17 protein-coding genes are annotated in these 18,462 nt (G+C 62.1%); 13 read left to right on the top strand and 4 right to left on the bottom strand.

The window, feature by feature from the left end; translation table 11 throughout:
• The first annotated feature begins 32 nt into the window (after positions 1 to 32).
• From MK6180000_RS00825 to MK6180000_RS00810, 4 genes are all read left to right on the top strand, one after another.
• Positions 33 to 1,559, top strand: a complete 1,527-nt coding sequence (locus MK6180000_RS00825; protein ID WP_138936280.1) for an AAA family ATPase — start codon at positions 33 to 35, stop codon at positions 1,557 to 1,559.
• Entirely contained in the window at positions 1,556 to 2,269 is a 714-nt protein-coding gene (locus MK6180000_RS00820) for an SDR family oxidoreductase (protein WP_138933000.1), read from the top strand. Before MK6180000_RS00825 ends, MK6180000_RS00820 begins: the two co-directional genes overlap by 4 nt.
• A 105-nt stretch (positions 2,270 to 2,374) precedes the next feature.
• The gene (locus MK6180000_RS00815) at positions 2,375 to 2,959 is read left to right on the top strand and encodes a TRAP transporter small permease subunit (RefSeq protein WP_138936279.1); all 585 of its coding nucleotides are present in this window, start codon (positions 2,375 to 2,377) and stop codon (positions 2,957 to 2,959) included.
• Positions 2,959 to 4,350 (top strand): TRAP transporter large permease, encoded by a 1,392-nt coding sequence (locus MK6180000_RS00810; protein WP_138932999.1) that lies wholly within the window; start codon positions 2,959 to 2,961, stop codon positions 4,348 to 4,350. Before MK6180000_RS00815 ends, MK6180000_RS00810 begins: the two co-directional genes overlap by 1 nt.
• A 72-nt stretch (positions 4,351 to 4,422) precedes the next feature.
• Here the strand turns inward: MK6180000_RS00810 and MK6180000_RS00805 are convergent, their stop codons facing one another.
• On the bottom strand, positions 4,423 to 5,508 hold the full coding sequence (locus tag MK6180000_RS00805) for a TRAP transporter substrate-binding protein (protein WP_138932998.1): 1,086 nt from the start codon (positions 5,506 to 5,508) through the stop codon (positions 4,423 to 4,425).
• A 207-nt stretch (positions 5,509 to 5,715) separates the two neighbouring features.
• On the opposite strand from MK6180000_RS00805, the gene MK6180000_RS00800 reads away from it, so the two are divergent.
• The 9 genes from MK6180000_RS00800 (at position 5,716) to MK6180000_RS00760 (ending at position 16,458) form a co-directional block, all read left to right on the top strand.
• The gene (locus MK6180000_RS00800) at positions 5,716 to 6,630 is read left to right on the top strand and encodes a LysR substrate-binding domain-containing protein (protein ID WP_138932997.1); all 915 of its coding nucleotides are present in this window, start codon (positions 5,716 to 5,718) and stop codon (positions 6,628 to 6,630) included.
• A gap of 56 nt (positions 6,631 to 6,686) precedes the next feature.
• A complete protein-coding gene (locus MK6180000_RS00795) occupies positions 6,687 to 8,264 on the top strand; it encodes an FAD-dependent oxidoreductase (RefSeq protein ID WP_138932996.1) in 1,578 nt (525 codons plus the stop codon).
• Positions 8,265 to 8,289: 25 nt separating this feature from the next.
• On the top strand, positions 8,290 to 9,864 hold the full coding sequence (locus tag MK6180000_RS00790) for an ABC transporter substrate-binding protein (protein ID WP_138932995.1): 1,575 nt from the start codon (positions 8,290 to 8,292) through the stop codon (positions 9,862 to 9,864).
• Positions 9,865 to 9,933: 69 nt separating this feature from the next.
• Positions 9,934 to 10,890 carry an ABC transporter permease gene (locus MK6180000_RS00785; protein WP_138932994.1) on the top strand — a complete coding sequence of 319 codons (957 nt, stop codon included), beginning with the start codon at positions 9,934 to 9,936 and terminating at the stop codon, positions 10,888 to 10,890.
• Between the two features lie 4 nt (positions 10,891 to 10,894).
• Positions 10,895 to 11,728, top strand: a complete 834-nt coding sequence (locus MK6180000_RS00780; protein ID WP_138932993.1) for an ABC transporter permease — start codon at positions 10,895 to 10,897, stop codon at positions 11,726 to 11,728.
• The gene (locus MK6180000_RS00775; RefSeq protein ID WP_138932992.1) at positions 11,725 to 12,702 is read left to right on the top strand and encodes an ABC transporter ATP-binding protein; all 978 of its coding nucleotides are present in this window, start codon (positions 11,725 to 11,727) and stop codon (positions 12,700 to 12,702) included. The genes MK6180000_RS00780 and MK6180000_RS00775 overlap by 4 nt, the downstream gene beginning before the upstream one ends.
• Positions 12,699 to 13,673, top strand: coding sequence for an oligopeptide/dipeptide ABC transporter ATP-binding protein (locus MK6180000_RS00770; RefSeq protein ID WP_138932991.1), 975 nt, complete (start codon positions 12,699 to 12,701; stop codon positions 13,671 to 13,673). The genes MK6180000_RS00775 and MK6180000_RS00770 overlap by 4 nt, the downstream gene beginning before the upstream one ends.
• On the top strand, positions 13,670 to 14,407 hold the full coding sequence (locus tag MK6180000_RS00765) for an SDR family NAD(P)-dependent oxidoreductase (RefSeq protein WP_138932990.1): 738 nt from the start codon (positions 13,670 to 13,672) through the stop codon (positions 14,405 to 14,407). Before MK6180000_RS00770 ends, MK6180000_RS00765 begins: the two co-directional genes overlap by 4 nt.
• Positions 14,408 to 14,424: 17 nt before the next feature.
• A complete protein-coding gene (locus MK6180000_RS00760) occupies positions 14,425 to 16,458 on the top strand; it encodes an NADH:flavin oxidoreductase (RefSeq protein WP_138932989.1) in 2,034 nt (677 codons plus the stop codon).
• Between the two features lie 11 nt (positions 16,459 to 16,469).
• Here the strand turns inward: MK6180000_RS00760 and MK6180000_RS00755 are convergent, their stop codons facing one another.
• From MK6180000_RS00755 to MK6180000_RS00745, 3 genes are all read right to left on the bottom strand, one after another.
• Positions 16,470 to 17,012: a biotin transporter BioY gene (locus MK6180000_RS00755; protein ID WP_138932988.1), complete on the bottom strand. Its 543-nt coding sequence runs from the start codon at positions 17,010 to 17,012 to the stop codon at positions 16,470 to 16,472.
• 118 nt (positions 17,013 to 17,130) lie between these two features.
• Entirely contained in the window at positions 17,131 to 17,727 is a 597-nt protein-coding gene (locus MK6180000_RS00750; RefSeq protein WP_138932987.1) for a CbiQ family ECF transporter T component, read from the bottom strand.
• Positions 17,702 to 18,424, bottom strand: a complete 723-nt coding sequence (locus tag MK6180000_RS00745; RefSeq protein ID WP_246040386.1) for an energy-coupling factor ABC transporter ATP-binding protein — start codon at positions 18,422 to 18,424, stop codon at positions 17,702 to 17,704. The genes MK6180000_RS00750 and MK6180000_RS00745 overlap by 26 nt, the downstream gene beginning before the upstream one ends.
• Positions 18,425 to 18,462 lie beyond the last annotated feature (38 nt).

Raw genomic sequence — 18,462 nt, 5'->3', positions numbered from 1 at the left:
TTCGCCACATATAGGGTCGCGTCATGACAGAAATGACTGAAACCGCCGTTACCTACTCCCCCGATCAGGCCGAGGCGCATGACCGCATCACAGAAGCGTTGCGCGCCGCTGGTGTCGATCTGGTTAGCGGGACCACGATGCCTCCGCAGGAGGGCAAGACCAGCGTTATGGCCGTCATCGGAAAGGCCGGGTCAGGCAAAACGCTGCTTTTGGCTGCACTGTACCGCGCATTAGAGGAGGCGGGCGTCGATATCGTCTCGGGCGATTACGAGGGCAAGAAACGCAAAGATGGCCGCACCCTTGCCATCCTCGCCCCCACGAACAAGGCGGCATCTGTCCTGCGGATGCACGGCGTGCCCGCGACCACCATCCACCGCATTTTATACACCCCCGTCTACGACCCGGAGTATGAAAAGATCGCCGAATGGCTGGCCGGAAATGGCGAGAGGCCTGAGGTGCCCGATCTGTCAGAAACGGCGCTCGACCGGGCGTTCGCGTTTTACCAGACTAACAAGTCAATCCCCGGCGCGCTGGCCGCGGCAGGTCTGAAGGGCAGTGATTTCATCACCGGCTGGAAGCGGCGCGATGAGCCATTAGACATCGGCTTTGTCGATGAGGCCAGCATGCTGGACACCCGCCAGATGGACGACCTGAAGGAGATTTTCTCGACCCTGCTGGTTTTCGGCGACCCGGCGCAGCTGGCCCCGGTCAACAGTACGGGCGGGATGGTGTTTGAGGCGCTGCCAGAGAAATCCAAGCTGGTGCTGCACCGCATTCACCGCCAGGACGCAGATAACCCGATCCTCGATCTGGCCCATGCGCTGGCCGATCCAGCACTGGAATTTCAGGACTTCGAACAGATGATCGAAGAGGCTTCAAAGCGCGACGACCGCGTGCGATGGGCGGGCCGGGTCGAGGTGGATCTGATGGCGCGTAGTCCGGTCCTTGTCTGGCGCAACGCGACGCGCATCAAGCTGATCAACGCCTTTCGCTCTGTCCATAATGCGCCCGACGACGCCTTGCTGGAGGGCGAGCCGCTGATTTGCGACGGCATCGAACTGCCGCTGAAGCACCGCAAGAAACGGCTGGATCTGGAGGCGCGCGGGCTGATCAAGGGCGCGCAGGTGGTTTATCTAGGGCCGGGCCGCAAACCCGGCTTTTCCCGACTGCATGTCATGGGCGCCGAAGATCCGCAGATCAGCGCAGCTAGCATCGTAAAAATAGAAAAGCCGGGCGAGGAAGAGCCGTTCATCCCCTTCGCCGCCAACATGGGCGCGACGTTTCTGCACGGCGCCGCCGTCACCATCCACAAGGCCCAAGGCAGCCAGTGGAAAGACGTGCAAGTCTTTGCACCCGACCTTTTTGTCGCCGCCCGCATGGGCCGCACCGAAGCGGGCCAGCCTCTCTGGAAACGCCTCGCCTATGTTGCGATTACCCGCGCGGAAGAGCGACTGCACTGGGTCGTGCGAAACCGCTTATCCAAGCCCGAGCACGCGCTGCGCATTGACGATCTACGCACCAAGCCTGTGCCCCTAACGCTGGAGACATTGGAAGAATGAAATCCATCCTCATCACTGGTGCAAGCTCGGGGATCGGGCGCGCCACGGCGCTGGAGTTCCTGAATGCTGGTTGGCGCGTCGGCCTCTTGGCCCGGCGCGAGGACGCGCTAAAGCAGATCGCGGACGCACATGAGCACGCAGTGGCCCTGCCCTGCGATGTCACGGATGCGGGCGCGATGGAGCGCGCGTTTAAGCAGTTCGTCGCTAAGGCGGGCCGCCTCGATGCGCTGTTCAATAATGCCGGCATCTTTGGTGTCTCAGCCCCCATCGACGAGGTGCCGGTCGAGACGTTTGACGAGGTCGTCGCTGTCAACCTGCGCGGTATGTTCATCGCCGCGCGCCTCGCCTTTGGCCAGATGCGCGCGCAGACGCCGCAGGGTGGCCGCATCATCAACAACGGCTCGCTATCCGCGCATGTCCCGCGCGAAGGGTCAATCTGCTATACAACGACGAAACATGCGATCACCGGGATGACACGCACTTTATCGTTGGACGGGCGGCCCTTTGATATCGCCTGCGGCCAGATCGACATCGGCAACGCCACCAGCGAAATGGTTGCTGCGCTAAAAGAGGCCCAGCCCGACATGCCGGTGATGGACGTTGCCCATGCCGCGCGGTCGGTCCTGCACATGGCGCAATTGCCACCAGATACCAACGTGCAATTTATGACCGTTATGGCGACAAAAATGCCTTATATCGGCCGGGGCTGACGCGGCCTTTTGCCTCTTTTTGTTGACTGAACCTGCCCTTCACGTTTTAAGACGCGAACGCGCCTGCAAGGCCGCGCACCGGACCTCGGAGGAGCCAAGCCAATGATGCGACTTGTCGCAGGGATCGCAGCCCTCATCTGCTGGATCAACTGGCTTATAGGTCAGGTATTTTCTTGGCTGGCGCTAGCGATCGTGCTGGTCTGTTTCACCGTCGTTGTGCAGCGTTACGTCTTTGCCGTCAGCTTTGTATGGATGCAGGACCTGTATATCTGGCTTAGCGGCGCGATGTTCACAGCCGTCGCCGGTTTTGCGCTGATGCGCGATGATCATGTGCGCGTCGATATATTTTATCGCCCTGCCAGCGTGCATTGGCGGGCGCTTGTCGATCTGGCCGGCGCGCTGATCTTCTTGCTGCCGTTCACCGTTATTGTTTATGCCTACTCAATGCCCTTCGTGGCGCGTGCGTGGTCCTATAGCGAGGCCTCGGCGAATGTCGGCGGGATGCCGGGGCTCTATATCCTCAAGTCGTTCATCATCGCGTTCGCCGCATTGCTGGCACTGCAAGGGCTGGCGATGATTTGCCGCTCGGTCCTGATACTGGGCGGTCGCCGCGATCTGGTGCCGCCGATGATCCAATATCCGGCGAATGCGCATGACGCCGCCGCTGCCGCAATCGAGGGATCGCACTGATGGACCCCATCCTGATCGGCGAGATCCTCGCCGGGCTTATGTTCTTTGGCATCATTGGTTTTTTGCTGATGGGCTTTCCGGTCGCCTTTACGCTGGCGGGTGTATCGCTGATGTTTGGCGGGGTCGGCTATTGGCTAGGCGTGTTCGATCCCAGCAACTTTGGCGCGCTGCCGAACCGTTATATCGGCTTTATGACCAATGAGGTGCTGGTTGCTGTGCCGCTCTTTATTTTTATGGGCGTCATGCTGGAGCGGTCGCGAATTGCCGAGCAGCTTCTGCTGACCATGGGCAAACTATTTGGCAACCTGCGCGGCGGCCTTGGCATTTCGGTGATCCTCGTCGGTGCGATGCTCGCCGCCTCAACCGGAGTTGTCGGTGCAACTGTGGTGACGATGGGCCTGATCTCGCTGCCTGCGATGCTGCGGGCAGGATACGATCCCAAGCTGTCGACAGGCGTCATTTGCGCGTCCGGTACGCTGGGCCAGATCGTGCCGCCGTCCACAGTCCTGATTTTTATGGGCGACATGCTGTCGGGCATCAATTCTCAGGTCCAGATGGCCAAGGGGAATTTTGCGCCGACGCCCGTATCGGTGGGCGATCTATTTGCAGGTGCGCTGCTGCCGGGCTTCCTATTGGTCGGGCTGTACCTTGCCTACACTATATTCAAAGCGATCACAGATCCCGCATCCTGCCCAGCGACGCCCGTGCCCGAGGACGAGCGCGGAAATCTTCTGCGCGAGGTGTTCTCGGCGCTGATCCCTCCCATGCTGCTGATCCTTGCGGTTCTCGGCTCAATCTTGGGCGGTGTCGCCACCCCAACCGAGGCGGCATCGGTGGGCGCCGTCGGTGCAATGGTGCTGGCCGCGCTGCGCTGGCGGCTGTCCTTCACCATCCTGCGCGAGACGGTGATCGCAACCGCCACAATCACCTCAATGGTGTTCGTCGTGCTTCTGGGTGCGTCGGTCTTTTCGGTCGTGTTCCGTCTGATGGGCGGCGACAATTTGGTGCACGAGTTCCTTGGCAATTTGCCGGGCGGCACGCTGGCTGCGGTCGCCGTGGTGATGGCGATCATGTTCTTTCTAGGCTTCATTCTAGACACGTTCGAGATCATCTTTATCGTGATACCTATCACCGCGCCTATCCTGCTGGCGATGGACGTTGATCCGGTCTGGCTAGGCGTGCTGGTCGGCGTGAATCTGCAAACTTCATTCCTGACGCCGCCCTTTGGATTTGCGCTTTTCTACCTGCGCGGCGTTGCGCCACCGGATTTGCCGACCTCGGCCATCTACAAGGGCATACTGCCCTTCGTTATGCTGCAAATTACGGCGATTGCGATCCTGTTCATCTTTCCCGGTATTGTCACGTGGCTACCAAGGCTAATCGCCGGTTAACGCGCTCGCAGCGCAACAAAAAAAGGCCCGGCAGCGATGCCGGGCCTTTCTCATTTCCGCATGGGAAATCCCTCAGAAGTCGAGGTACTTCGCACGGGCCGCTTGGTACGGCATATCGATCTGCTCGGTCCGCGAGCGGACAAGTGCAAGCGCGTCCAGATAGCTTTCAGTGGTCTTGCGGACCAGCGCATCGTCGCTGGCCTTCAGCTCTTCGATCACTTCTTTGGAAGCGACAGCGCCGGCCTGCATGATGTCGTCGGGGAACTGGTGCACTTGCACGCCGTGATCCTCAATCAGCGTCTTTAGTGCACGCGGGTCGTTGGCAACGAAATCGGCCGAAACCATGTCGTACTCCGCCTGGCTGACGTCGCGCACGATGGCCTGAAGGTCCTCTGGCAGGGCCTGATACTTGGCCTTGTCAACGACGATCTCAGTGGCGAGGCCCGGCTCCACAAAGCTGGAGAGGTAATAGTGCTTTGCGACCTGGTGAAAGCCGAGGGCGAGGTCATTGTAGGGGCCAACGAATTCGGCCGCGTCCAGCGTGCCGGACTGTAGCGCTTGGAAAATTTCGCCGCCCGCCATGTTGGTGACGGTCGCGCCCATCTTCTCCCACACGCGCCCGCCAAGGCCGGGCGTTCGGAAGCGAAGGCCCTTGATCGAATCCAGACCCGTCAGCTCTTCGCGGAACCAGCCGCCGGTCTGATTGCCGGTGTTGCCCGACAGGAAGCCTTGGACGCCGAACTGATCATAGATTTCGTCCCAGATTTCCTGACCGCCAAGAAAGCGGACCCAAGCCGTCAGCTCGGCAGTCGTCATGCCGTAGGGCACGCCGGTGAAAAACGACAGCGCGGGCGACTTGTTCTGCCAGTAGTAGGCCGCGCCATGGCTCATTTCGGCGGTGCCGTCGATGACCGCGTCAAGGCTCTGCAGTGGTGGAACCAGCTCGCCGGCGGAATAGACCTGCACGGTCAGGCGGCCGCCCGATGCGGCAGTGATACGGTCGGCGAGGCGCTGTGCGCCAACACCGAGGCCGGGGAAATTCTTGGGCCAGGTTGTGACCATGCGCCACGTAATGTTGCCCTGCGCGATGGCCGGCGCGGCCAGCGCAGTCGCAGCTGTGCCAATAGCACCCGCTCGGATAAAGGAACGACGATCCATGTAAAAACCTCCCAGTTAAATCGGATCACGCGGCGGCCTGCTGGCGCCCTCTGCGCCCATCCCCCGCGATCGTGGCGCGAATTAAACAGCAGGCGCGCCAGATGTCCATTGCAACATACGCCAAAGCGCGCCCAGATATGGACAAATACAGGTCACCATGACCTTATCTTAGGTCCACTCACACGCTTGACGATAGGCAGGATAGCAATGCGCTGGCGGCAACTTACGGCCTTTCGTGAAACGATGGTAACGGGCACCGCCAGCGGGGCAGCCGACATCATGGGCATTTCCCAGCCAGCCGTCAGTCGGCTGATTGACGCGTTAGAGGCGTCGCTGGGTCTGGCATTATTTGACCGGCGCAGCGGGCGCATGGTGCCCACGGCAGAGGGGCGTCTCTTTTACGAGGAATTGCAGCGCGCATTTGCCAGCTACAACCGCCTGACCTCGGCCGCCGAGGATATCAAGCAGGGGCGGCGCGGAAGCCTGCACATAGCGTCGATGCCAGCCCTCGGCCTGACGTTTCTGCCCGACGCAATCACTGCGTTCAAAACGGTGCAGCCCGAGATCAAGATCCGTTATGACCTGCAACTCTCGATGCGCGTCGAAGAGTGGGTATCATCGCAGCAGGTCGATCTGGGCATCGCGGAATTCCCGTTCGAGCGTCCGGGTATCGAGCGGGAGAATTTCTGCGACCTTCCGTATGTCATGGCTCTGCCCGAGGATCACAGGCTGACCGCGCGCGATGTTATCACCCCCGCCGATCTGCATGGCGAGCGGATGGTCAGCCTCAGCCCCGAGACTGTCGCGCGGCGGCTGATGGACGCCGCGCTGGCCGATGCGGGCGCTGTGCCCCATATCCTGTGCGAGACGACATATGCAGCTGGCGTCTGCGCGATGGTTCGTCGCGGTCAGGGTATCGGACTGATTGATCTGTTCACAGCGGCGGGCAACACAGGCGGCGGCATCGTCTTTCGCCGCTTCGCTCCCGAGCTGATGTTTCGCGTCGGCATCCTTTATCCGCGCCACCAACCGCGATCGCGCGTGACCGGCGAATTTCTGACAGTGCTGCGCGCGCATCGCAGTCGGCTGGTAGCGGGGATCGACGCATTGCTGGCGGTATAACATTTAGTCATAGTGTCCGAACCGCTGGGCATTTGACCGAGTGACGCGCACGCCTCATGCTGCGGCATATGGATGCACATGCGATCAGCACTGGCGATCTGGCAGCCCTGGATGGCCGCGTATTTGACGTCGTTATCATCGGGGGCGGCATCATAGGCGCCAGCTCAGCACGCGAGGCGGCAGCGGCAGGATATTCTGTCCTTTTGGCGGAAAAAAATGACTTCGCTTCTGGCTCCACCAGCCGCTCTAGCCGCCTCCTGCATTGCGGTTTGCGCTACTTCGAGGCGCCGCAACCAGTGCGCTATTTCACGCGGCATCCCAGCAGATTTCTGACGTCGCTGCGCATGGCGCGCGCCGCAATGCGCGAACGCCGCGAGATGGTGCTGACCGCGCCGCAGCGGGTGCGCCCTATCGACTTCTTCTTTCCCATTTACGAGGACGGGCCCTATAGCGCATGGCAGACCGACCTTGCCTTTGGCCTGCTCAAGCAGCTCGCGCCGAACGACGTGCCGCTGGATTATCAGCGATTAAATCGCGGCGCCGCGCTGGAGCAGCCCATCGTCGCCGCACTTGCCAGGCATCACCAGCTAAAGGCGGCTGCGCGCTTTACCGAGTATCAATTCAATTGGCCCGAACGGATCTGCATCGACGCGATCCTCGACGCCGAGGATGCAGGTGCAACTGCGCTGAACTACACCCGCGCGACACTGGGCGGTGCCCAAGGCGGCGTGCGCAAAGTCATGTTAGAAGGCCGTGGCGGCGCACGCGCGCAGGTTGGCGCACGGCGGGTGATGACGATGGCCGGCATCTGGATCGACCGGGTGCTGGGCAGCGGCGGCCAGCACTCGCAGCGCCGCATCTTTGGCACAAAAGGCGCGCATATTGTCATCAAACTGCCAGATCAGTATCGCGGCCAAGGGATCACTACGATCAATAGCGCGGGCGAGCCGTTCTATTGCATCCCGTGGCACGACCACCACTATATCGGCCCGACCGAGACAGCGTATGACGGCGATCCCGACGATATCCATGTCGACGCCGCCGATATGGAATTTCTGTTATCCGAGGCGGCAGCGCTCTTTCCCGGCCTGAACGTCACACGCGCGAGCGTTCTGCGCACTTGGGCCGGGGTGCGCCCGCTGACCTACGATCCAGCGCATCCCAAGGGCAACCGCAGCCGCGTTCTGCACGATCTGGGCGACGACGGCCTCGAAGGCGTTTATGCCATGACCGCCGCCCCAGTGATGAGCCACCGCGACGCGGGCCGCGAGGTCACGCGCAAACTCCAAGCGTCACTGACGCCCGGCGGGCAAAGCCGTGTGCTGCACTACGCGCCACGGATGCCGCTGGAGAATACAAATTCCCCCCGCATTGCGCCCGGCATCAACTACACTATCGCCGACGTGCGCGCCGCCGTGCAGAATGAACATGCCCGCACCCTCATGGGCGTCCTCTACCGGCGCAGCGGCACAGGGTTGCGCCATGATTTCACCCCTAACGAGGCCGCATCCGTCGCGGCCGTGATGGCCCAAGAGCTGGGCTGGACCGATACCCGGCGCGACGAAGAACTTGCGCGGTTTGCCGAACAGACCGAACGTTTGTTCGGGCTACACCGCAAAATCAAATCAACCTGAACAATAAAAAAAGGGAGGACTGACAATGACAAAACCAAGCAACATCAGCCACAAGGTTAGCCGCAGGGCGATTCTGAAATCGGGCGCTGCCGCGACCACCCTCGCGATGCTGCCGCTCTGGGCCGGGCGCGCCGAGGCCGCGTGCGGCACGCTACGCGCGGGCATCACGGGATATAATGTTATCAATACACTAGACCCGGCGCAGACCACGCTGATCCCGGAATCCTACGTCGTTTGGGGCGTTTTCAACTGCCTGCTGAAGTTCGATGAGAGCATGAATATCGTCCCAGATCTGGCAGAAAGCTATGAGAGTGTCAGCCCAACGATCCTGCGGTTTAAGCTACGTGAGGGCGTGAAATTCCATGACGGCGTCGAAATGACCTCGGCGGATGTCAAGTTTACGCTGGACCGGCTGCGTGATGACGCGACCGCTTCGCCGCACCAATCTAAGTTTGCGCCTATTTCCGAAATTCGCACGCCTGACGCCTACACCGTCGAGATTGAGACCGCCGAGCCGTTCGCACCAATGCTCAGCTATCTGACGAACACGCGCACCGGCAGCCAAATCGTCCCGATGCACCTGCTCAAAGACGGCACGCCCGATGATTTCGCGACCAATCCTGTCGGCACCGGCCCCTTTAAGCTAACCGAGTATCAGCCCGGCGCGTCGCTTACGCTGGCCAAGCACACCGAGTATTTCGAGGACGGCTTGCCTATGGTCGATATCGTCGAAATCCCCCTGATCGCCGAGGAGTCGGCAGGCGTCACCGCCCTTCTGGGTGGCAGCATTGATCTGACCAGCACCGCACCCTTCGCAGACATTCCCGATCTGGAAAACGACGACCGTGTTCAGGTGCTGAAGGCACCCGGCACCAACACCCGATTTATCAGCGTTAACAATGCCGTCGCGCCCTTTGACGACGTTCATTTCCGCCGTGCCGTTTCGATGGCGTTTGACCGCCAGGCGATGGTGGATGTTGTCCTCTTTGGCGAGGGCCGCACCGCGAACGGCGTCGTGCCGAACTCAATCTCATGGGCCGCGACCCAGGATGCGCCCGCCGAGACAATGATGAATCCCGAGGAGGCGCTAAAAGAGCTGGCGCTGTCCAAGTACGGGGCCGGCACCGAGGCGACCGTGCTGACATGGGGCTCAGGCTGGTGGAAGCGTTTTGCCGAGGTGTTCGTGCTGCAGGTCAATCAGGTGCTGGGCGTGAACTTCACGGTCGAGGTGTCCGATAGCGGCACGGTTTACCAGCGCAAGCAGGCAGGCGATTTCCAAGCGTCAATCTGGGGTTGGCTAGGCCTCATTGACCCCGACGAATACGCGTACGAGATTTATCACACCAACGGGTCGCGCAACTACGAGAAATACTCGAACCCGCAGGTTGACGCCCTGCTGGAGGAGGCCCGTCGCATACTGGATCTGGGCCCGCGCGGCGAGCTTTATCGCCAGGCCGAGGCGCTGGCGATCAAGGACTGCCCGGTCCTGCCGTGCTTTGAGAGCAACGTGCATAATCTGCTCGCCCCAAAGGTGCAGGGCTTCGTGCAGCGGCCCTATTCAGGCTTTGGCGCGCAACTGGCCGAGGTCAAGGATTGCTGACTTTGCGATAACAAAGACGCCTCGCGCCCATGTGTGCGGGGCATCCCTACCCAAGTGAGAGACGCCTGAATGCCCTCCGGCCTCAAGTATTTCCTGACACGCCTCGGCGGCGCGCTGATCACGATGCTGGTTGGCACCGTCGTTGTGTTCTTTGTGATGAAGGCCGCGCCGGGCGATCCGGCGCTGGTGGTGCTGGGCGACTTTGCAACGCCCGAAACGATCGCCAGATTTAATGCCGAGAGGGGCCTCGACGCGCCGCTGTTGGTGCAATATTTCGATTGGCTGGGCGGCATCCTGCGGTTCGATTTCGGCCAGTCTCTGTCGGTATCGTCGGGTGCAGACATTGGCGAACTGCTTGCGTTTCGCCTGCCAAATACAATCTTTATCGGACTATACGCCATGAGCATCGCGGTCGTTCTGGCCCTGATCCTTGGCACGCTGGCCGCTGTAAATCGCGGCAATTTCATCGACACGGGCGCGACATCTCTGGCCGTCCTTGGCGTATCAATGCCAGACTTTTGGTTCGGCTACATGCTGATCCTTGGCCTATCCATCGGCCTCGGGCTCTTTCCTTCCTACGGTTTCATCCCGGCGTCGGAGTCGATCGTAGGCGCGCTTCACTCCGGCTTCTTGCCGGCACTGGCTATCGCCGCGCCGATGGCGGCCGTGTTCACGCGCACGCTGCGCACCTCGCTGATCGAAAATCTGGACCGCGAGCATGTGACCGTCGCCAAATCGCTAGGCCATTCAGGGCGCTTTCGGTTCGTTCATCACGTTTTTCGCAATTCGGTGATCCCGTTCATCGTCGTGATCGGCCTCCAGATCCGCTACCTTCTGGGCGGCGTCGTCATTATCGAGCGGATTTTTGGCGTCAATGGTGTCGGCTCGCTGATGGTCGAGGCGGCATTTGCGCGCGATTATTTCGTGGTGCAGGCCTGCGCGGTGATGTTTTTGGCCATCGTTCTGGGCGTCAACTACGTCGTCGATCTGATCTGTGCGGCGCTCGACCCGCGGCGCGCGAGGTAGCACCATGAAACTTAAAATCCTCATGCAAAACCGCGCGGCACTGGCCGGGTCGACGATTACCGCGTTATTTTTGCTCACCATAGCCATCGGGCCGATCATCTCGCCTTGGGGCAGCGGGGCATTCGATTTCACCGCCGTGCTAAAACCGCCCTCGTGGTCGCACCCGTTCGGCACTGATAGCCTTGGCCGGGACGTGCTGGCCCGCGTGATGGAGGGGGCGCGCATATCGCTGCTGATCTCCGTCTCGGGCGTGTTGGCGGCGATGTGCATAGGGATCACGGCGGGGCTGTTTGCCGGCTACCTCGGCGGCTGGTTCGACGCGATCGTGATGCGCGTCGTTGATCTGCTGTTCGCCTTTCCGGCGTTCGTGCTCGCGCTCTTCCTCATGGTTGCACTCGGCTTTGGCGTGACCAACGTGGCGCTGGCGATTATGCTGGTCTACCTGCCCATATTTGCCCGCATCACGCGTAACACGACCGAAATCGTGCGCGGCGATGCCTATGTTCAGGCCGCGAAAGTCATGGGGCAAAGCACGACGCGCATCTTGTTCCGCGAGATATTGCCAAACATTTCGGCGCCCATCTTGGTGCAGGCCAGCATCGCTGTCGCCTTTGGCATCGTCATTGAGAGCGGGCTGTCATTCATTGGCCTCGGTGTGCAGCCGCCTACCCCGTCCTTGGGCGTCATCATGGCCGACGGGCAGGAATATTTCCGCCGCGCGCCATGGGTGCTGACCATGACGGGCCTCACCGTGACCATCGCGCTATTAGCGCTGAACCTCTTGGGCGACGGCCTGCGTGATTTGGCAGACCCGCGACTGAAAGCGAGGGACGCATGAGCGCGCCGCTACTTGATGTAAAAAACCTGAACGTCAGCTTTCGCCTCGGTTCGGGCGATTTGCCAGTCTCGTCGAATGTCAGCTTCACGCTTGAGCATGGCAAAGTGCTGGGCCTCATCGGCGAGAGCGGATCGGGCAAGACTGTGACGTCAAAGGCACTGCTGCGCCTGCTGCCCGCCACCGGATCGCTGAAGGCCGATCACATCCTTTATAAGGGGCGCGATATTGCCACGCTTCCAGCCGCCGAGTTCGACGCGCTGCGCGGCGGCGAGCTGGCTATGATCTTTCAGGACCCGGTCGGCAGTTTTAATCCGGTAAAAACCATCGGCTGGCACTTCGCCGCCGCCGGGCGCCGCCATCCAGCCGGGCATAGCGACATCATGCAGGGCGCCGCCGAGGCGCTGAGGCAGGTCGATATCGCTGACCCGAAAACTGCGCTGCGCAAGTATCCCCACCAACTAAGCGGCGGGATGTTGCAACGCTGCCTGATCGCACTGGTAATGTTCGCACGACCATCGCTGATCGTCGCGGATGAGCCGACCACGAACCTCGACAATCTGGTGGAGCGGCAGATCATTGACCTCTTTGACAAGCTGCGCCGCGAGGTGGACGCGTCTTTTATCTTTATCACGCACGACATGACAATTGCAGAGCAGATCAGCGACAGCATCATCGTGATGTACGCAGGCCAGATCGTAGAGCAGGGCGCGACCGAGGCGCTGATGCAAAGACCCCGCCACCCCTACACCCGAGGGCTCGTCCAGACCGCGCGCGAGCTGGAGGGCGATGTGGACACCTTGACCGAAATCGCAGGCGAGGTCGGCACCGGGCAATGGCCTGATAATCGCTGCCGATTTGCCCCGCGCTGCCCCCTGCACGAGGCGGCGTGCGATCACGCTATCCCGCTGCACCATGTGCCGAGCCACGGCGAAGTGCGCTGCATCAAGGCCGACCGGGCCGGGGTGCAGTCATGAACGCCGCAACACTAACTGCCGCCACCGATCCGTTCCTGCGATTTGACGATGTCGTCGTCAGCTTTGGCGCCGGGACAGGGCTGCTCTCGCAATTACAGGGCCGCAGCACCGTCTTTAACGCTGTCGATCATGTCGATCTGGCTGTCAGCCGCGGCGAAATTTTGGGCGTTGTAGGGGAGAGCGGCAGTGGCAAGACGACGATCTGCAAGGCCGCCCTTGGCCTGCATCCCGTTTCCAGCGGCGCCGTAACGCTAGATGGCGCGCCATTGGATCTTAGCAGCGGCGCGATGCAGATGGTATTTCAAGACCCGCTTAGCTCGCTGAACCCGCGCCACACTGTCGCGCAGGCGCTGGCAATTCCGCTGCGCCTGCATGGCTTGGCCGGAAAGAAGGATATGGATAGCGCAATTGATGCGCTCTTGGTCGATGTTGGGCTCGGCGCGCAGTTCAGAGGTCGCTTTCCCCATGAGCTGTCAGGCGGGCAGTTGCAACGCGCCGCCATTGCGCGGGCGCTGGCGACGCGGCCTAAGGTATTGTTCGCCGATGAGGCTGTCAGCAAGCTGGACGTATCGGTGCGCGCGCAGATCCTGAACTTGCTGAAACGCCTGCGCGACACGCATGATCTGACCATCGTTTTTGTCACCCACGACCTGCATGTCGCCCGCTTTCTGTGCGACCGTATTGCGATCATGTACTTTGGCAAGCTGTTGGAGGTTGGGCCGACGAAGGCCGTCTATGCGGACCCCCGGCACCCTTACACGCAAGAGTTGCTGGGCACGCTAGACAAGGGGCGACATGCCGGAGCGAGCACGCGCGACATTTACAACCCGCTGCGCGACGATACCCGCGCCTGCCGCTATCTGGGCCGCTGTCCTCACGCCATGGAGGTTTGCGCAAAGGTGCATCCCGATGCCCGCCGCACCGGCCCTGCCCATCGCACGGCCTGCTATCTCTACGAGGATGCGCCATGAGCCGCACAGCCCTGATCACCGGCGCAGGCACCGGCATCGGCGCGGCCATCGCGGCGGTTCTGGCGGCAGCGGGCAATGCCTGCACCATCACCGGGCGTGCGGATGCGCGGCCCGAAGGCCTGGACGCCAGCATTGGCTATATGCAGTTGGATTACCACGATCCGGCCTCGCTGCAGCGCGCCTGTACGGAGGCCGCGGATACCCTCAGACCCGATATCCTGATCAACAACGCCGGGATCAATATCAAGGGTACTATGGTCGACACGGATGCCGGAACGCTGGCGCAGATGATGACCGCGAACCTTACTAGCCCCTACGCGCTGACCCGCGCGTGTCTGCCGCATATGACGTCGCAGGGCTGGGGCCGCATCGTCAGTATCACCTCAATCTGGAGCGTGCTTGGCAATCCCGGCAACACGGCCTATTGCGCGTCGAAATTCGGACTGGACGGCATGACCGCAGCGTTGGCCGCCGAGGTCGCGCATCACGGCGTTACCGTCAACGCCGTCGCGCCCGGCTATATTATGACGGACGCCCTGCGCGCCAAATACACGCCCGATCGGCTGCGCGAGGTCGCCGCCCACGTCCCCCTCGGCCGCCCCGGCAGGCCCGATGAGATCGCCGCCGTAGTCGCCTTTCTCGCGGGCGAGAACGCCACCTACATCACCGGGCAAAATATCCGCGTCGATGGCGGGCTAACCCGCACCGCGCAACCCTTTACCCGGCCAGATTAAGTCTGAAAGGACACCCCATGAAGGATACACCCAGCGCCGCCACCCGCGATCCACTGCTGCAACCACTGCAAATCCGGGGGCTGACGATCCGCAACCGGATCATGTCGACCAGCCACGCCTGCGGACTACAGGTGGGCGGCTATCCGCAGGAGGCCTACCAGTCCTATCACGCCGAAAAGGCGCGCGGCGGTATCGGCCTGTCGATGTTCGGCGGCTCGTCCAATGTCGCGGCGGACAGCCCCAATATCTTTAGCCAGTTGAATGTGGGCGATGACGGGATCATCCCGCATCTGCAAAAATTCTCAGACCGGATGCACGAAAACGGCGCGGCGCTGATGTGCCAGATCACTCACTTGGGTCGCCGCGCTGACCCATACCAAGACGAATGGATGCCCGCCATCGCCCCCTCGGCGCTGCGCGAAACGCTGCACCGCGCCATCCCGCGCGAGATGGACCGCCACGACATAGACCGCGTGATCGCGGCCTATGCCGCCGCCGCCAAGCGCTGCGAGGAGGGCGGCCTTGACGGGATCGAGACGCTGACCGGCGGGCATATTCTGGGCCAGTTCCTGTCGCCCCGCACGAACCTGCGCACTGACGCATTCGGCGGCTCGCTGGAGAACCGAATGCGCTTTACCCTGATGGTGCATGAGGCAATGCGCGAGGCCACAAGCGACGCGTTTATCATCGGCATCCGCTGGGTCGTGGACGAAGGTCCAGACGGGATGCTTCGGCCCGAGGAAAGCGTACGCGCCGCGCAAATGCTACAGGCGGCGGGCGGCATCGATTTCTTTAACGCCATCTACGGCTCAATGGACACCATGCGCGCCTTGGTGATGGAGAATATGCCGGGAATTGGCACGCCTATCGCGCCGTGGGTCGAAAATGTCGGACGGTTCAAGCGCGAGGTCGGCCTGCCGGTGTTCCATGCGGCGCGTATATCCGACCTTGCGTCGGCCCGGCATGCGGTGGCGGCGGGCCATTTGGACATGGCCGGAATGACGCGCGCACAAATCGCTGATCCGCACCTGGTGGCTAAGTTGGCGGCGGGGCAAGAGGACCGCATCAGGCCATGCGTCGGCGCGCAGCATTGCCAGTCGCAATACCGTCCCAAATGCCTGCATAACGCCGTCACGGGCCGCGAGACACTGCTGCCGCATGACGTGAAATTGGCGGGCCGTAGGCGCCGTGCCGTTGTCGTCGGCGCTGGCCCCGGCGGCCTTGAGGCGGCGCGCGTACTGGCCCTGCGCGGGCATGATGTCAGCGTGCACGAGGCCGCAGCGCAGCCGGGCGGGCAGTTGGTGCTGGCCGCCACCGGCTGGCGCCGCGATCTGTCGGGCATCATAGACTGGCGACTGGCCGAGCTGGAGCGCGCAGGCGTTAACGTCCACTACAACGCCTACATGGAGGCCGCCGACATCGAGGCGCTAAACCCCGATCTGGTGATCCTCGCCACCGGGGGCCTACCGCAGACAGAGTTTGGTGCAGGCGCCGATCTGGTGATATCCGCGTGGGATGTCATTGGCGGTCAGGCCAAGCCCGAAGGTAGGGTGCTGGTCTGGGACGGCACAGGCCGCCACCCCGCGCCCATGGCCGCCAAACTGGCGCATGATGCTGGCGCCGAGGTTGCATTTACCACGATCGACGCAGGGTTGGCGCAGGATCTGACCTATGCTGAGACGACCCGCTGGCGCACCGAGTTTTCGCGGGCCGGGCTCGCGGCGATACCCGACTTGCGGCTGGTATCAGTTGCGCGGGCGGACAATCGGCTGACAGCGACCCTGCTGAATGAGCTGACACATGCCGAGGTGCAGATGAACGTCGATCAGGTGATCGTCGACATGGGGACCGTGCCGGATAATGAGATGTTCGCAGCCTTGCGCGGCGCGTCGGGCAATGACGGCGTCACGGATGTGGACGCGCTGATCGCGCGGCGCCCGCAACCTATGGGCAGGGGCGGCTACCAGCTACACCGCGTCGGGGACGCGCAGGCCAGTCGCAACGTGCACGCCGCGATCTACGATGCGTTCCGGCTCTGCCACATCGCCTGAACCGAACCACCTTAGGCACGCGACAGCACCGCACGAGGACGCGCGCGGTAGAGCGCTGAGGTTATGAGGCCAGCCAGCACTGCCTTCACCGCGTCGCCCGGAATAAACGCGGTGACCAATAGCGCGGCCTCGCCCAGTGTTTTGTCCAGCACCTGGGCCAATCCGATGATGCCAAAGATATAGAGGACAATCCCGCCCACCGCCGCCGCGACCCCTGCCGAGACGGCAAGCGGCACGCTGCGCCAACTTTCCGTGATGAGGCCCGCGATAAATGCGGCGACTGGAAAGGCGATGAAAAATCCACCTGTGGGCGATACAATCACGCCAAGACCGCCGCGCCCGCCGGACAAAAGCGGAAGGCCAAGGCAGACCAGAAGCATAAAGAGCAGCACCGCCATCGTGCCGCGTTTCGCGCCCAGAACGGTGCCGCACAGCATCACCCCAAGGCTTTGCGCCGTGATCGGCACGCCGAAGGGCAGCGTAACCTGAGGAATAATGCCCAAGGCGGCGATCAGCGCGGCGAATAATGCGACGAGGGCGATGTTGCGTTCCATTGGGCAGGCTCCTTTCGGGGGCGTAGGGGCTTAGGTGCAATGGAATGGGTCCGTGTGGCAACAGGTAATTAACAAAGAGCCGATGACAGCGCGCCGCCATGCAGCCCTTGCGTTGGTCTTAGACCCCGCCTCTTGCTTTGATTGCGTCGGCCACATGCTCGGCGTCGTCTATCGCACATAAGGTAAACGGCAGCACGATCCGCCAGCCGGGCCTTCGTGCAGACCGTGCCCGCCAAGCGCGGGCCAGTTGGGTTCCCTTGCCCGCCAGCATAGGCGTAAACCGGATAACCAACGCGATCCCCAGCTCCAGCGCGCGTGTGCTCACACCAAACCGGCGCAGGGGTGCTGCCAGCCAGCGGACCACGCCGATCATGTCCGACAGACGCGTCGTCATCGTTACAAGGTTTGCCAGCCCTACTGCCGTCACCAGCCGCAGCGCGATCACCGCGCCCTGCCCCGGCGTCGCTGTTACGATATGCCAAATCACGATGATCGCCAAAAACGGCCACAACATGCGCAGCCGCGCCATCCCCGCGCGGAAAAACACCAGCCCCGGCGCCGCATAGAGCGCCAGCATCAGCGCAAACGCCACCGCATGCCCCACCACGCTACCCATCGCAAAAAGAGCCATCGTTGCAAGGCACAGCGCCCCCAGCTTGGCACCCGCGCGCCAGCGGTGCGCCCAGGTTTCAACCGGCGAGGTCAGAGATATCATCCATCCCTCCCAGCCGCTGCATATCAGCGGAAAATGCCCCAAGCACGTCTCCGGCCGCGCCGTCCCCGGCGATGCGCCCATCCGCGATCCAAAGCAAGCGGTCATAGTGCGCCAGCACGGCGGGGTCATGCGAGATATGGATCAAGTGCGCCTCCGCCCCGTCCAGATAGCGCATAAGCTGCATCCGCGTGGGGATGTCGAGGCCCGACAAAGGCTCGTCCAGCACGATCAGCTTGGGGCGCATGGCAAGGATCGCCATGAGGCAAAGCAGCTGCTTTTGCCCTTGGCTTAGCGGATGAACCGCCGCGCCGGCCCAGTGCCCCTTGCCAAATCGGGCGAGGATCGCGCGCGTGCTCTCCTCTGCCTCGGCCGCGCTCTGGCCCAGTTGGCGTAGGCCAAAGGCGATCTCCTCATCCACGGTAGGGAAAATAATCTGATGATCCGGGTTTTGAAACAGGATGCCGACTGTGCGGATCGCTGCGCGCCTGTCCTTTGCTACATCGACGCCGCGCACGCGCACGGTGCCACTATCGGGCAATTGTAGCCCTGCGATGACGCGCGCGAGCGTGCTCTTGCCTGATCCGTTACGCCCGACGATGCCGATGCGCCGTTGGTCACCGCATAAGGTGACACCGTGTAGGATGCTCTGCCCCTCGATGGTCAGCGACACGTCCCTGATGTCCAGCAGATCTGTCAAATTACATGCGCCCCCGTCCTCGCCCGCCTGACTTAGCC

The organism is Roseovarius arcticus, assembly GCF_006125015.1.
Classification (GTDB): Bacteria; Pseudomonadota; Alphaproteobacteria; order Rhodobacterales; family Rhodobacteraceae; genus Roseovarius; species Roseovarius arcticus.
This window is presented reverse-complemented; position numbering and strand designations above follow the sequence as displayed.